This window comes from Amycolatopsis sp. NPDC059657, assembly GCF_042734395.1.
GTDB lineage: Bacteria > Actinomycetota > Actinomycetes > Mycobacteriales > Pseudonocardiaceae > Amycolatopsis.
Genome location: NZ_JBHWEB010000037.1, coordinates 65,345 through 80,385 on the forward strand (window position 1 = coordinate 65,345; position 15,041 = coordinate 80,385).

At 63.5% G+C, this 15,041-nt stretch carries 10 protein-coding genes; 3 read left to right on the forward strand and 7 right to left on the reverse strand.

The features are described 5' to 3' along the window. Positions 1 to 13: 13 nt before the first annotated feature. The 3 genes from ACFV15_RS21290 to ACFV15_RS21300 form a co-directional block, all read right to left on the reverse strand. The gene (locus ACFV15_RS21290; RefSeq protein WP_378352227.1) at positions 14 to 1,552 is read right to left on the reverse strand and encodes a hypothetical protein; all 1,539 of its coding nucleotides are present in this window, start codon (positions 1,550 to 1,552) and stop codon (positions 14 to 16) included. A 128-nt stretch (positions 1,553 to 1,680) separates the two neighbouring features. Continuing rightward, positions 1,681 to 5,910 carry an NB-ARC domain-containing protein gene (locus ACFV15_RS21295; RefSeq protein ID WP_378352228.1) on the reverse strand — a complete coding sequence of 1,410 codons (4,230 nt, stop codon included), beginning with the start codon at positions 5,908 to 5,910 and terminating at the stop codon, positions 1,681 to 1,683. Positions 5,911 to 6,284: 374 nt separating this feature from the next. Further along, entirely contained in the window at positions 6,285 to 7,544 is a 1,260-nt protein-coding gene (locus tag ACFV15_RS21300; RefSeq protein WP_378352229.1) for an amidohydrolase family protein, read from the reverse strand. Positions 7,545 to 7,858: 314 nt separating this feature from the next. On the opposite strand from ACFV15_RS21300, the gene ACFV15_RS21305 reads away from it, so the two are divergent. Beyond that, a complete protein-coding gene (locus ACFV15_RS21305; RefSeq protein WP_378352231.1) occupies positions 7,859 to 8,377 on the forward strand; it encodes a hypothetical protein in 519 nt (172 codons plus the stop codon). 816 nt (positions 8,378 to 9,193) lie between these two features. Further along, positions 9,194 to 9,550 carry a hypothetical protein gene (locus ACFV15_RS21310; RefSeq protein WP_378352232.1) on the forward strand — a complete coding sequence of 119 codons (357 nt, stop codon included), beginning with the start codon at positions 9,194 to 9,196 and terminating at the stop codon, positions 9,548 to 9,550. A 382-nt stretch (positions 9,551 to 9,932) separates the two neighbouring features. On the opposite strand, the gene ACFV15_RS21315 is transcribed toward ACFV15_RS21310, so the two are convergent. The 4 genes from ACFV15_RS21315 to ACFV15_RS21330 all read right to left on the reverse strand — a co-directional run bounded on the left by ACFV15_RS21315 (position 9,933) and on the right by ACFV15_RS21330 (position 13,619). Further along, on the reverse strand, positions 9,933 to 11,174 hold the full coding sequence (locus tag ACFV15_RS21315; RefSeq protein WP_378352233.1) for a diguanylate cyclase: 1,242 nt from the start codon (positions 11,172 to 11,174) through the stop codon (positions 9,933 to 9,935). A 279-nt stretch (positions 11,175 to 11,453) separates the two neighbouring features. Beyond that, complete coding sequence (locus tag ACFV15_RS21320; RefSeq protein WP_378352239.1) at positions 11,454 to 12,695, reverse strand: MFS transporter; 1,242 nt, start codon at positions 12,693 to 12,695, stop codon at positions 11,454 to 11,456. A 251-nt stretch (positions 12,696 to 12,946) separates the two neighbouring features. Next, positions 12,947 to 13,243, reverse strand: coding sequence for a hypothetical protein (locus ACFV15_RS21325; protein ID WP_378352235.1), 297 nt, complete (start codon positions 13,241 to 13,243; stop codon positions 12,947 to 12,949). A gap of 28 nt (positions 13,244 to 13,271) precedes the next feature. Beyond that, the gene (locus tag ACFV15_RS21330; protein WP_378352236.1) at positions 13,272 to 13,619 is read right to left on the reverse strand and encodes a hypothetical protein; all 348 of its coding nucleotides are present in this window, start codon (positions 13,617 to 13,619) and stop codon (positions 13,272 to 13,274) included. On the opposite strand from ACFV15_RS21330, the gene ACFV15_RS21335 reads away from it, so the two are divergent. After that, positions 13,591 to 15,041 (forward strand): pentapeptide repeat-containing protein (locus ACFV15_RS21335; protein WP_378352237.1); only part of this gene is annotated, 1,451 nt, incomplete at its 3' end. The two genes, ACFV15_RS21330 and ACFV15_RS21335, sit on opposite strands and share 29 nt — an antisense overlap.

Below are 15,041 nucleotides of genomic sequence, written 5' to 3' on the forward strand. Positions count from 1 at the left end.
TAGGCTGTCCTTCTCAGCGATCGCCCGGCGTCTCCCGATCGCGGCGTGCCCACGTGGCCGAGCTAGATGGCCACCGCCACGAGACTGTCGCCGCGGCGACAAAACCATTTCTGCACGCGGCTTGAAGCTGGAGCATATGATCACACTCAGCGTATAGTTGCTCGTCTGCCTTTTGGACACCACACATTAGACCGTAGACGGCGAAAATCCGACCGTACTTCTCTGCAGCCTCTATCCATTCGCCGTCGAGTGTTACTTGCGCGCGGGCCCAGACTCCGCCGTGATCCCATAACTCCAGGCCCGTCGCCGTCTGCCGGACAGACCAAGTCGGCAACCTCGGGACATGCGCTGTTGCGTTTGGTGAATAACGCCCGAAGCCCGCCAGCACAATGTTCTCAATCTGGAGTTCTTGGGTCTGCCCTGTGCTGCGGGAGGCTACCCCGACGACCGTTGGCGGCTCGAACACCGCCACAGGGAGCGAGCCACCACCCAGCTCGTGCGGAGTGGTGACGTGCAGCTGCACCGCTGTCTCCACTTCTTCCATGACGGCGCGTATCTTCTTTTCGTTCATCACAACAACATGCGGAATCGGTGTTGCCGTGTCCGGTGTTGCGTCGTTAGCTTCCTCAGGCAGTCGGATTTCGTCGATACGCAGCCGCTGGCCCCCAAGAGTCACATAAAAGTCGCCAACGGCGTCCGTCGCGATCGGAGCGTCGCCGATGACGTCAAGAAACGCATTAATCTTCGGATACTGTGCTTGGCGAACTCGATCGACCACCTCAGGCAAACGCATAAGAGACAACGCGTGGGACGCGATATTCAAGCCAGCAGCACGGTAGCGCTCTGCATCCTCGCCCGCGCGGGGCGACTCCCAGGCCGCCCTGGCATATTCTTCGCCAACCGCAGTGTAATAGAATCGCTGGTTCCGACGCTTTGCGACCATCATCCCGTGTGGGAGCAGTTCGCCCCGGAGCAACGCCTCATTTACCTCAGGTTGTTCGCTTCCAGTAAGAACGGTCCGCCCCACAAGTGGAAGATTGCCGCGCTTCACCTCAGGGAACTGCTCAATCGCGGGGTCAATCAGACGCCGAGACCTCGGCAAACTCAGCACACAATGGCCGTGGAACGCATCTTCGACCCAGCATGGGTCCATGCGGCCGTAGACCACGTGCTGACCAGTCTGCTCATCATCGATCATGACCTCAACCGAGTGCACATCCGAGGCGATACCCAGGTGCGCGAAAGCATGATGAAGAATCATGGTTCCGGACACACAGAGGTTTCCCGGCGCGCCGGCCGCGTGGTCAAGCCAGAGCAGGGGCAGAAGCAGCTCCACGAGGAGGTCAGGGGTGACCTCCTGGGATTCGAGAAGCGTTCCGATCGCCTCAGCATCGCTTTTGAGCCTACGTGGCTTTGCAAGGTGCCCACGGGGTTCTCGCGCACCCCCGCCTGTCGCAGCCGAGGCGAGCTCAGCCTCCGACATCTGAACACGCATCACACGTGCGTGCGGTCCCTTTCGCTTGGCCGTCTTACGCCCGCTGGTTTTCGACATGGATACCATCTTAGGAGCGCCCACCGACAAAAAGTGAGCGTTGGCGCGTCTCCACACCTGCGGCCTCGGCGCCCGGTCTCAACTGCTGCGTCTCTGCTGGGCCGCGGTCACACGGCAACCCTCGATCGCTACCTGGTGTCGTAGTCGGCACGCAACTGCCTGACCGCGTCAAGGGCATCTTGACCCAAGCAAATCGCGTTGACGGAGTCCGCGATACTGCGAAGCACGGTGTCACTGTCACCGAACACTGCTAGATCCCTGATCACTGCGACTAGCCCAACGCACACGGACGGCCCTCGGTCTAGGATCGTCTCGATCAGCCTCCGACCACGGGGAAGCTGGAATATGTCATCAGCATCATCGATCGCGAGCAAGATCCCAGGGTGACCGTCATCGGCTCGCGCGAAACCACTTGCGTCAAGCCTGGCATCGATAATTCTTTTTGCGACCTCAAGGTTCTCGAGAGTGCCAGCAACATGCGTTCCGATGCATTTGATGGTTGCATCCCACTGGCTCCACAACTCCGCTACATTGTGGTCATCGCGCGGATCACAAGCGATCACGACGAATACTCCAGACATTGCAGCCTGACAAATAACCTTGTGCAGGGTCGTGGATTTACCGTCCTGAGCACCGCCGAGCACGAAGGTATGATCAACTTCGGCGCCACGCGGATCATGCAGTCGAACGATGTTCGGCTCACCCAGGAGATCTCGATCATACACCACCGTGCCACTGATAGGACTGTAAGTGGGACCGCTGGGATCAGGAATGGAATCTTCTGTTTTCGCCGTCTCCTCAGCAACACTTCGGATCACCGCACCCTTATCGCCGCCAAGATAGTGGGACAGTTTTTGCGCAGCAGCGTCTTCGAGCTCAAGAAGGCTTGCGAGTATCTCGAACATACTGTTGCTGTCGCACTGCATCAGCACTTGATTGAGTTCGGGATGCCAGCCTTCGTGCATCAGTCGCAGAACGACCCTGGCGGGGACCGTGTCAGTACCATGGTCATGATGCGCACGGACAAGTTCAGCGTCCAACATTTCTCTGACGGAATCGCACACTTCTCCGGTGATTGCGCTCAGGCGAACGATCATCGTGTCGAGCATGCGCCATGCGCCAATGAGGTGGTCAATCGCGCTTGCTGGGTCGTCGCACGCCTGGCGCAATGACCGCAGCGCCGGATCCAGGTCCGTGATTCCGCTTGCACCCAGCATCCGGAGGAGTTCGGCATGGCGCGCGATGGCTCGGGCGCGGTTGACGCGTACGCCGGTTCCGGCTGGCGGGGTCGGGGTGCTGTCAGACTGCGGGGCGACTTGAGTAGCGACAGGCGCCGGACGTGGGTCGAAGTGCCGACACCGCACGGGTTCCCGGGCCGGTCGATCCGGAGCCGGCAAGTTGCGTGGCCCGTAGACGCCAATCGACGGGGCGGACAGGCGCACTTGTTGGGTTCGCGCCAGCAGCCGCAAGCCGGGAAGCATGGCGACCTGAGCTGCCGCATTGCGAGGAAGAGGTACCGGACACTCTGCAGCGTACCCCTCCATAGTTCCTAATTGGTCAAGAAAGTTGGCCATGTCGCCGATATTGGCGAAGAACATTGCTTTGAGCGCATGAAATCGCACGGGGAACCAGATCCGCTGTGTCGCGGTCCAATCGACCTTATCGAGTCGCTGTTCCACGTCAGCGAGGATGCGGCGCAGAAGTTCATTGATATCACTGTGCGGCAACTGAGTATTCTGATCTAGGTGCACACCGAGGAGCCCGGCAACAAGTTCCATCGCTTCGTCTGATGCTCGAACGGGGTCGATTCCCTGGGTGTGTGTTATCAGGTTCATGGCCCTGCTGTAATGTCGCCAGGCCGCATCCGTGCCACCGTCCGAGCCGTGCGCTTCCGCGAGCCCCAGGTGCGCCGTCGCGGCGTGGAGCGATTTTTCGTCTTCGTCGTCACGAATGAGGTTAAATAGCCGGTCGGCAGCTTCGTCGAATACTGCACGATGACCAGCGCGAGAGTCGATGAACCGCGCAATCCTCAAGAGGCTCGCCGCACGCATGATGGCTGCTTCTGCGGTGGGTTCAGGTAATTCAAGTGCCAACTCAAAAATCTGTTTCACCTCGCGCTCATCTCGTGCGCGGTATGCGCGAACTTGGTATTGCATCGCCATCACCATGATGAGCGCCTCGTAGTGCGAGGGAATGAACCGGTGCACATCGTGGACTCGTCTGGCCTCTTCCAGAGTCTCCAGAGCGGCGTCTTCTTGGCTTCGTTCGAGCTGGAATATTGCGAGACTTGCCAGTGTCTTGCCTCGCCTGCCGGCGACGTGTGGGTCGTAGCTGTCGGCCGGAAGCAGCGCCAAGGCCTGCTCCAGACATCGCTGTTCCTCGACGAAATCACCCTGAATGTGAGCTACAGAGGCAGCATTTGCAAGGAGCGCCGTGGTCGATTGCCACCGTTGCAGGCCGTGCCGGTCCAGGCGTTCAGCCAGCGTGATCGCGTGCAGGCGCAACGCGCCACCGACCACGAAGTCAAACCGGTCGGTGCAGTCTTTCAGCAGGTCGGTCGCCGTGATCTCCACTTCGCGCAGCAAGGCGTCCCGACGTACGGGATTCCGGTCCAGGTCGGCACGGACAACATCTTGGATCAGCCTGTGCACGCGCACCCAGTCTCGCTGCTCGTCGTCCTGCCATCGAGTCAGCAGTGATAGCTCGCTGAGCTGGGCGAACGACTGATTGAAAGCGTGCCGGTCGCCGGCTATTAGGTCGACCGGTATTCGATCGGGGAAGACCACAGCTGCGCGTTGCAGAAGATCCATCGCCTGTGCTGCGTACCCATGCTTTCGTGCTGTCAAGCGCTGCATCACCATCGTGACGGCAGCGACAGCATTTCGCGGATAGTCATCCAGGCGTTGGGGAAAGTTCAAGGTGTCGAGCCGTGTGACTTCGTCAGCTAAGGAGGCCACGAAGGCACTGACAGACTCACGGGTGCTGCGCAGGTAGCTGGTGGCGGTGACCAAGGTCAGTGGCAGGTACCCGACCTCCTGGCACAACGTTTCGGCCTGCGTCCTGTCGATAGTCATCCCGTTGAGTCGACGTTCGACAAGTTCTCGCCCCTGTTCCGGTGTGAGCTCACCGACCTCGAGAACTGGCTGAGGACCAGTCCAGGCGCTGTTGCGGGAAGTGATCACGATCGCTCCGTGACCTGCGGCTGGCAGTAAGGACGACAGTGTGTCCGCGGTTGTCGCGTTGTCGATGATCAGCATCCAGGTCTGTGCGCAGGTTGCCAGCGCTTCAGCGATCGCTCGTCCCGCATCGGCCAGCGATCGGTAGGGCCCTGGGCGGACTGGCACATTTCTGGCGGGAAGCCAGAGGGCGAACTGCTCGAGCTCCTCCCGAAGGATGTCCTCTGTGCAAGCCGCGTCGTCGTTATCGTCCTGTGCGGTAATCTGGTAGAGCCAGTCGAACTCGCCGGCGTTGTGCAGGGCGTACTGCTGGGCAAGTGTGGTCTTCCCGATCCCTGCCGGACCGACAACCACACACGCACGGACGTGGCCATCGGCAGCGTGCACTCCGTCAGCGTCTTTCAGACAGGCCGCCAGGTTGTCGAGCAGATCTTCCCGACGCACAGCCGTGTCACGATGTATCAGCCCTATCGGAATTCCCCAGCGCGACGCAAGGGCGCCTTCCAGAACGCTGCGCGGAGCACGGACCGCTTCGAGGAACTCCTCCCTGGTCAGTGTGCGCCCGGCAAGATCCTCGGCCTCGCTCTTGTTCATAGCGACTTCAAGCAGGTATGCCCGAAGCAATTCAGCTGCGTGGTCACCGACCCCTGCTCTGCTAGCAGCGCGCAACTTCCGTAGCCGAACGCGCACCTCGTCACGTAATTCCGGCAGCCCCTCCGTACGGATCGTCACAACAGAGCGCCTCAGCGATGCCAACACTTCCGCCGATACGTCCCCGGCCGCGAGATCAAGAGCCAACACCTCCCGCTTCAAAGACTGATCGTCAAGGTGCGACGCATTGGCCAGCAAGCCAGCGAGCCGCAGTGCGGGCCCGGTGAACGCGCCGTTCGCGACCAATTCCAACTGGACCGATCGCTCATCCTGAGCAAGAGAGGTCAAGATCCTGAAAACCTCCGGCGCAGACCAGGGTTGCCGCCCCCACCGGCCCTTGACCTGGACGATGGCCGACTCACGCAAACTCTGACCAACCAACTCATAGTCCACTACGTCGGCGTCTGCGCGACCTTCCACCACAATCGCTTCGACCGCGGTGTCGGATCCATCAGCCCAGTGCTCCAGAGCAGCGAGCACCATCACGTGATACTGGAACCGATAACCAGCCAGACCCAGTTCACCGCTCACGATGGTGCCCTTACTTCCGTCCAACAGATGTCACCGGCCAGCGTGCCAGACGCCACCGACAATCCAAGCGAACCGATGCGCCTCATATTCCCTGCACCAGATCGAGTTCGGTCGAGCGCTGTTTGCGCTGGGCCGAGATGCAGCGCCGACTACTAATCGAGATAGCAGATCCCCCGATGTGAGCCAAAGGCGTCGCCCAGCCGGTGGATCATCACGACCTCGGACAGGCTCCTTGGTAGTTGTTCAGTGACGGGCGGAAGGTACGGGCGTAGCCAGAGGCAGACGTGGCCTATCTAGTGATCGGCGACGCCACTGCGAGGATGCCGATGAACGCGGCATTGGGGCGCAGCCATCCCGCACGACGCGTCTTACGATCACGCGAATATCGGGCCCACCTGCGGATACGCCTCGATCAAGTCCGACCTGAGTTCGCTCAGCCGCGGCGGCCGCGTGTCATCGGGATGCGCCTGGTAGCCGGTGTCAAGCAGCATCGGCCTACCCCACGCGAATAGCTCCTCGAACTCCCCGGCGGCCTCGTGCCCGACCAGCTCTTTCACGAGATCGCGGTGTCCGTAGGCGATGTCGCCGCCGATCGTCACCAGCTGCACCTGCGAGGGGTCAGCGGAAGCGACGTTCTCCCATGGGTCCGCGTCGTGCCGTTCGAACACCACCAGGTCCGCCGGGCGTCCCGCGGCCAGCCGGCCGAGCTTGTCCTCGAGCCCGGCGATCCGCGCCGCGTCCTGGGTCACCATGTCCACCAGCCTGCGCGCGCCTGGGTCGCGACCGGCTTGGGTGGCCAGGCAGCGGCGGGCGACCTTCATCTCCGCGAGCAGGCTGCTCGAGCCCGACGGAAGCCAATCCGCTCCCAACCCCACCGGCATTCCGATCTCGAGCGCGTGCGCGGCGCGGGTGGTCTCGCCGTAGAGGCGCAGGTTCGACTGCGGCGACCACACCAGCTTTGCCCCTGCGTCTCGGGCGTCGCCGAGCTGCGAGTCCGACAGCGCGGTGCCGTGAATGATCACCGTCGCGTCGGTCAATGCGTCAAGCTCGACCAGCGTGTCGAACTCGGCCGCCGATCGGGCATTGGACGACATGCCTTCCGCGAGATGGATGTAGAACGCCTTCACTGAGTCCTCGGTGATTCCTTTGAGGATGTTGGTGAGGCTGTCCATGCCGCGTGAGCCTGAGGGCAGGTCGACCATTGATCTGCCTACCTGCTCACCGAAGATCAATTTGTCGACGTTGCGGACCAGCGCCTCGGCCCGGTACGCGGCGGCCTGCTGGCCCGCGCCCTGGATCGCTGTCACCCCGCCGACGAGCGCGCGGATCTCGGCGTAACGCAGCTGCGTCCACGCCGGCAACTCTTCCAGCAGCCGGTTCTGGGGTTCCCGCACCAGCTTCGAATACAGGTCGCTGCCACGCCACGCGTATCGGTTCACGTACCCCTGTGGCGGTTCCCACGCGGCGAACACATTGAATTCCGGGTGACCATGCAGATCGATCAACCCAGGCACGATCACGCCGTCGGTATCGATCACATGTACAGCGGCCGGAACGGCCGACGCGATCGCTTGGATGATTCCGTTCTCGACGACGACGTAGCCTGGCTCAAGTGCGCCATCGGACAGCAGCACGCACCCGCCGAGTGCGACCGCCTCTGAGGGCGCTTTTCGTGCCCGTAACTCTCGTGCGAAAGTCGCCGGCTCCGCGATCTCCGCTTCAGGCTGGCCAGCTGTATATGCACGCTCGAACAGATCTGGGGTCGGGCTTGATGAATCCATCCCCACCCCGAACTCCCGCTCGTTTCCCGCTTAGGGCTATTTCAGGTAGTCGCTGACGCCAGGCCCGTCGTTACGTGGCTCACCCGGACGTGGACAACCGCACGTCGGTAGGACTCTTGCCTGCACCGGCCGCACCAGGACGCGCACCGGCCGGGAGAATACTGAGCATGGAGGAAGCTGGCGACGCCGAGCGGGGTGACAGCGGCGGCTTCGCTGAGGACCGGTTGACCGCGTGGCACGAGGCAGGCCACGCGGTGAGTTACCTCCTGCACGGCCGGACACCGCGCTACGTCACTCTCCGCCCCCGCTCTCCAGTGGGCCGTACCGCCATGCGGCCTCATCGCTCGGAACTCTCGACCGTTGCCGTCATCGCACACGCCGGGCCGCTCGCCCAAGCCCGCTACACGCTGACGATGTACAACCACGACACGCTGCATCTCGAGGGGCTGACCCGGGACGACCTCGTGCTCGGCGCCTATCTGCATGGCGGCCACGACGACATGGCGATCATCAAAACCGCTCGACAGGCGTATGGGCTCCCGGCACGGCGCAGCGACCCGTGGTCAACGACTGCCGAGCTCCTAGTCGACGAGCACTGGCCGGCCATTGATCGCGTTGCCCGAGCACTGCTGGCTCACCGCACCCTCACCGGAGCGCAGATCACCGAGATCGCTGACAGCGCGTAGGCCGTCCATGGCTAGTCAGCTCGCTATCCAGGCAAGGCAGCCCAAAGCACCGCCGACGCCGCGGCCGCATTCGCCCTGGCGGCGAGCCTGTACCCCGCCGTTATTTGGCGAGCGGCCTCATCGAGGCTCAGCACCTGGAGACTGACGAGAACCACGCGGGCCGCCTGCCGCCATACGGGCGTCGTCGCCGAATGGACCACCTGTATGGCCTATTCAGAGCTCGTCGTCGGTGGTCCTTGCGATGCCGCGACGAGCCAAACTCAGTCCCATGCTGCGGATCATCGGGCGATACCACAACATGACACTGTTTTGCCATTGTCATCGCAGCTCAAGCGGATGCAACCGCCATCTGCACGTGATTCTGACGCGTGCAAAGTGGCATAGGTGAGCGAAAAGCTCTACAAGTAGCCACGCCTTTCAGACCAACGGGTGACGTAGTTGCTGCATTCGAGTCGCGGGCACAGCAAGTAGCCGCAAGTCGTACCAACAGAGCGACTATCCGACACCCCATTGGGTGGCGTTTTGGCTGGTAGCAGCCCAGCAGAACACTCTCCGACCGTTTGGCGCAGGCCAGCTACCAGTCGTCGCGGCGAGTAGCATTTTCAAGATCAATCGGTAACTCTGAAACGGTGTTCAAGGAAGGTTTTCTTCCCTAAACGCAGGCGCGGCTCCCAGCAGGAACTGGGAGCCGCGTGGTGTTAGTCCCCTCGTACGAGCCCTTCTAAAGATTCGCGAAAGGAAGCCAACTTGTTGAGAGTACAACCGTCTGGTGCGACATCGCCAGGTGACGAACACGACGAGTGCCACGCCTGCGTCGTGCAGCCGGAGCAGATCGCAGCCGACTCGTCGGAGTACATCAGCTTGGACGAGCTGCTGGACTTGGCTGCCGACCCCGAAGCCCTGCTGGTCCCCGCCGCGGCCACACCGATGCTGGAGCCGCTGTGCGCCGGCTGCCGGCGAACAGGTCGAGAGTTCTTCCGTGAGCTCTTCTTCGGTGGCTGGCAGTACACCTGGAAGCTGATTCTGCTCGGCATGGCGGCGGCCGTGTCGCTCATGGGCATCCTGGTGGCAGGTGGCGTGGCGTTGCAGTTCGCGGCGGCGTCGCTGGCGGGCCTGGCCGCGATCGTCGGCGTGATCAGGTGGCGCCCGAACCGCTGGCAGCAGCAGAGCTAGCCACGTGGGAGCGGAGCCGTCCTGGGACTGTCGTTACCAGCCCCAGGACGGCTCCTTTCTCTTGCGGTGACGCGGGACTCCCGAAGCAGGTTCAGCGTCACCGCGCGGCGGTGCGAGCGATCCGCACCGCGCTCGTGGCGGCAAATGCGCTCCTAAACCGATTCACCGTCACCCGTTCGGTCCCACTTGGCCATGTGGGTGTCCTGCTCAGAGATACGAACGCTTCCCCGCAGTGGCTCAAACCGGTTTTTCACGTGCCGCAGGTCGAGGGTCGGCTGCTCGTTTGCCGTCTCGCAGGCTGGCTCCTCGGCTGAAGGCTCCGTGCCAGCCTCGTTTTCTTGGCAGGGCCCAGCGGTTGGCGTAGGCCTTGAGCTGACGAGCGCTACGCCTCGAGCGCCTTGTCGGCCTGATCCCGGCGATGATGTTTGTCTATGTAGAGGCGTTTGTCCGCGGCGAAGAGCAGCTGGTCGTGGGTGTGTCCGTCGTGCGGGTAGGAGGCGCCGCCGATCGCGGCGGTCACGGTGATGACGGTGTCCGGGCTTTGACTGGAGCAGGTGAGGGTGACCGGGGTGTGCGCGATGCGAGCACGTAATCGCTTGACGGCGCCGGGCAGGTCGTCAGAGCCGATTCCGGGCATGAGGATCACGAGCTCGTCGCCGCCGTAGCGTGCGACGAGGTCTTCGCTCCGCACTTCGGCGCGCACGGTGGTGACTGTGGCGAGTAGTGCCTCGTCCCCGGCGATGTGGCCGTGGGTGTCGTTGATCGTCTTGAAGTCGTTGAGGTCGAGGATCAGCACCGACAGCGCGGTGTTGGTGATGCCGGCGCGTCGGATGAGGGAAGCGACTTCCTCGGCCCAGTAGACCGAGGTCGCGAGCCCGGTTTTCGCGTCGGTACGGGCTTGACGTTGATACTGCGGGAGCAGCAGGTCGCGGTGCACGCAGATCACCGCGACCATCGGGACGAGTGCGGCCCAGGGCATGACCGCGAGCAGCACGGCGATGGTGATGCCCAGTCCGAGCGCGGCGGCCACGACGAGCTGGTCGGCGAGATTGCCCAGCGCCTGCCGGGCGGTCGTGCGCGGAGAGGCGAGCAGGATGACGCCGACGACCAGCGCGAGGTTGACCAGCCACCAGACGGCCGCCGCCGCCACGATGATCACCAGTGGCCAGAGACCCGAGGGAAGTCTCGGCAGGCTAGTCAAACCGCCGGCGCGCAGGACCGCCTCGGCCGCGGCGGAGGCGAGCACGAACGTCGCGGCCCCGTAGACCTTGCGGTGCGCGATCGCCGGGCCGTAGACACGGAACCAGGCATGCGCGAACGTGATCACCGCCAACGCGGCAACCAACGGCAGTGGCACCAGCAGCAGACCGGCGAAGACCCACAACGACTTCATGTTCGTATACGGGGCGCCCTCGACGGCACGTTCACGACGTCGTTCGATGCCACGCGCGACCTCGAGGTGCACGAGCGCCCCGCCCGCGAGCACCGCGAACCAGCCGATCGCGGCGCGAGTGACGCTGGTGTGCGCGGCACTCAGCGCGACGATCACGACCGCGAGCGCCTCCACGGTGATCAGCAAACGCAGCGCAGGCCGTGGCAAGGACCAGAGGCGCCATCGCGCCACTGTCCGTTTTCTGCCGTCGTCACTCACACTGGTATCCGTCTGTGTCCGTGTTTTCGCAGCGCATCCCCACAATGGGCACTTCACGGTAGTCGGCCGATCACCGGCTGTCGATAGCGTTGAGCGCGGTCACCCGGCCGGAGCAACACCCACACCCCGCACCCGAGAGGACATCGCGATGACCAGTCACGGCAACGAATGGGCCCGCCACCTGGGCAACGAGTGGAGCAGGACCAGGCGAGGCAACGAGTGGTTCCTGCCCGGCAACGAGTGGAGTCCCCGCTAAACAGCCCCGCCGTCCGGCACCGGCGAGGTCACCGTCGTGGTTCGGCGGGCGTGGTTCCACGCCACGCTCGCCCCCACGGCCGCGACGACCCCGACCCCACCCGCGGCGGCGACCACCACGTTGGCCTGCGCGTGCTCGGCCACCAGCCCGGCCAGCGCGATACCCAGGCCTTGGCTGGTCCTCAGCGCGGTCGCGGCGATGCCGTACGCCTGTCCGCGCCGCTGGTCCGGCACGGCTTGCAGATAGGCGGCCGACGCGAGCAGGTGGTACGAGCTGGCCATTCCCGATACCGCCCACAGCGTCACCGTCACCGGCAGGGGCGGCCCCACCACACACGCCAGCAGCGGCACGCAAGCCGACACCGCGAGCGGACCCATCACCTTCTCCCGCCACGACGCGGGCAACCGGGCGACGACCGCCATACCCACGACGGCGCCAGCCGGACTCGCCGCGAGCAGCAGGCCCACCCCAACGGCCCCGGCTCCTGCCTGCGCCGCGTACGGGGCGGCCAAGCCTTCAACGGTCACGTAGAACCCTGCCACGCACGCCAGCCCGAGCAATGCGCGCAGCCGAGGCGTGCGCGCCACCAACCTCGCCCCACCGGACACCTCCGCCCACCACCGACGCATTCCACCGGCGTCGGTGGGCTCCGCTGGACTGGGGCGGCGCCGGATCCCCGCTGTAACCAGCGCGGCGGAGAGTACGAAGGTGCCGGCGTCGGCGAGCAACGCGTCGCTCGCCCCGAGCCATCCGGTCAGCACCCCGCCAGCCGCGAACCCGGCGACTTGAGCCAACTGCACCACGATGTCCAGGGCGGCCTTGCCGCGCAGATAAACGTCCGGTTCAGGCAACACCGCGGTGGCGGTGGCGGCGCGAGCGGCGTTGCCGGGCGCGCCGGCGCACTGCACCCCCACCAGCAGCGCGGCGACCACCGCCAAAGGCATGCCAGGCGCCGCCATCGCCGCCACCCCGACGGCTCGCAGCAGGTCGGCGGCGATCATCACCGTGCGGCGCGGCCAGCGGTCGGCCAGACCGGACAGCAACGGCCCGGCCACGACATCGGGAAGGTAGGTCAAGGCGTAAGTCAGCGCGGTCAGCCCTGCCGAACGGGTCCGCTCGAATACCAGCACCGACAACCCCACCCGAGCGAACTGGTCCCCCACGATCGAAACCAAGGTCGCGGTGAACAGCACCCGAAACTCACCGCGAGCCCATAAGCGCTTGCCCTCCCCCGCCATCACGAGCACCAGGGTGTACGCACTCGCACACACACAGCAAGACCCGCGCGCGAGCTTGCCGATGGAACGCCGAAGTCCGGGACCGCCGGCACCCACGGGCAGATCTACCGACGGACGCTGCCCGCAACGTCACCTGGCCACCGTGATGATCGGGTCACGGCGAGCCGCGAGCTTCTTCGACTTGGCGGGGAACCTGCTCGGCGGCACCTATCCCATGGCGTCACGTTTCGTTGCGGCCCCGGCCCGCGGCGTCAGATATCCGACTGCGTTTGGCCTGGAGGGCGCCGACGCGCGACCGCTGCGTACACCTGCTCCGCGTCGAGCTCGGGGTTGTACAGCTCTTTGGAGATCTGATGAGCCAGCCAGCGGCGCTTGTACTGGTCATTGTCCACCAGCGGGCTGCTGGCGGGTGATCCCCGCTTGACCATGAGGACAGCCTTGGTCACCTCGATCGTTTCGGACTCGGTGGATCCGTTCTCCTGTCCGGCCGCGAGGATGCGTTCGGCAGCCGCCTGCACCGCGTCTTGAACGGTCGTCGTCTCCGTCATCCCAACTTCCCTCCGCGCAAGCTGACGACTATTCGACCGCCGTCAGCGCAACCGGCGACGACCATAGCCCGGCTTCGAACGGTAGTTCGATATGGACTCTCAGCTGCCGCGGCGAATCGCTCACTCGGGTGAAACACCTGTTCAGCAGACCGACCATGATCAACCAAGGTTCGATGGAGCACCGAGGCGCCGCCTGAGTTCGTGAAGACACGCGGTCCGGCAGCGAAACGTCGACCACGTTGACGACCACAATGTTGGACATGAGCACCCCTGCCGAGCCGCCGAAGCCGTCACCTGCGCCAATCCCGCGTCGTTCGCGGTCACCGTTGCCACGGTGGACGGTGCCCATGGTGGCGACGCTGGTTGTCGTGGCCATGGTCGGAGTCTTGGTGGTGCTGTGGCGATGGATCGACGGCTTGGCGCTCGCCGACGTGGAGAAAAAGGCGGCCGCGCAGCTCGACGCCGTGAAGGTGGCGGCTTCGATCGCAGTCGGAGGCGGCGGCCTGTTCGCCCTCTACCTGGCGGCCCGTCGACAGCGCACACAGGAAATGGAACTTGACGCCCGGCACGCCGAGCTACACCACCGCGAGGCGGAACTTGCCCAGCGCGATCGGGTGCAAGCTCATGCAGAAGAAATATCTGAGATCAACCGTGTTCACGCTGAACGGGTAGCCGCGGCGAGTGAACAGGACGCTGTCGAGCGGCGGATCACCGACCTGTACACGAAATCTGTCGAGCAACTCGGTTCAGATAAGGCCCCGGTGCGTCTAGGTGGGCTATATGCGCTGGAACGCCTCGCTCAAACCAACCCGGAGCAGAGGTCGACCGTGGTCAACGTCCTGTGCGCCTATCTGCGCATGCCGTACACGCCGGCCACCGAATCACCCGATGAACACGCAGACGAAATGACTCGTGCCCTACACGCAGAACGCGTGCAGGAGCGTCAAGTCCGCCTCACCGCTCAACGTATCCTTGCCGCGCACACCTACTCAGGAGAAGACCCCCATAACCCGACGGCCGCCTACTGGCCTGAAACAGAACTCGACCTCGCGGGCGCTGTGCTCATCGACCTCGACCTCACTGGCTGCCGATTGGGCGTCGCTCAATTCGACCGTGCGACGTTCATCGGGAACACAATTTTTACCGAGGCTACATTCGATGGCAGCGGCGAATTCTTCGAGGCAACATTCAACGGTCACGCCTATTTTCGTGAAACTAAGTTTACAAAGGATGCCAACTTTCTGGGTGCGATGTTCGCGAAGGACGCCATCTTCGTCGAGGCGAATTTCGCCGGGAATGCCTTCTTTTCCGGATCTACATTCGCAGGCGAATCCAACTTTGAAAAAGCAAATTTTGACGAGAATTCGTACTTAGTCGGGATCAAGTTCGCCTGGGACGCGAACTTCGACCGGGCGACCTTTGTTGGGAAGTCACACTTAAACGAAGCGACGGTCGGGGGGCACGCCTACTTTGCAGAAACAACCTTCATGACGGACGTTACTTTTCGCGGAACGGCGATCACTGGGCAAGCATACTTCAATGGGGTGCAGTTTGCCGGAGACGCTGACTTTGATGAGGCCATGCTCGCCGGGTCCGCATTTTTCAAGCATTCGACTTTCGAGAGAAATGCCTACTTCAACGGGACGGCAATCAACGGAAAGGTGAACTTTTCTGACGCGTTGGCCGCTCACCTACCGGCGAGCCGGTCGGTCTGGCCCAGCGGATGGCATCTAGTAGCACTGGACGAAATTGTCGAGAATCGAGACGGAACCTGGCATCGCATCGTGCAGCTACAGGC

Coding starts and splice junctions, on each gene's coding strand:
- ACFV15_RS21320 (WP_378352239.1), bottom strand. CDS start 12,695: ATGGCGGGGGAGGGCAAGCGCTTATGGGCTCGCGGTGAGTTTCGGGTG.
- ACFV15_RS21305 (WP_378352231.1), top strand. CDS start 7,859: ATGGAGGAAGCTGGCGACGCCGAGCGGGGTGACAGCGGCGGCTTCGCT.
- ACFV15_RS21290 (WP_378352227.1), bottom strand. CDS start 1,552: ATGTCGAAAACCAGCGGGCGTAAGACGGCCAAGCGAAAGGGACCGCAC.
- ACFV15_RS21325 (WP_378352235.1), bottom strand. CDS start 13,243: ATGACGGAGACGACGACCGTTCAAGACGCGGTGCAGGCGGCTGCCGAA.
- ACFV15_RS21330 (WP_378352236.1), bottom strand. CDS start 13,619: ATGGCCACGACAACCAGCGTCGCCACCATGGGCACCGTCCACCGTGGC.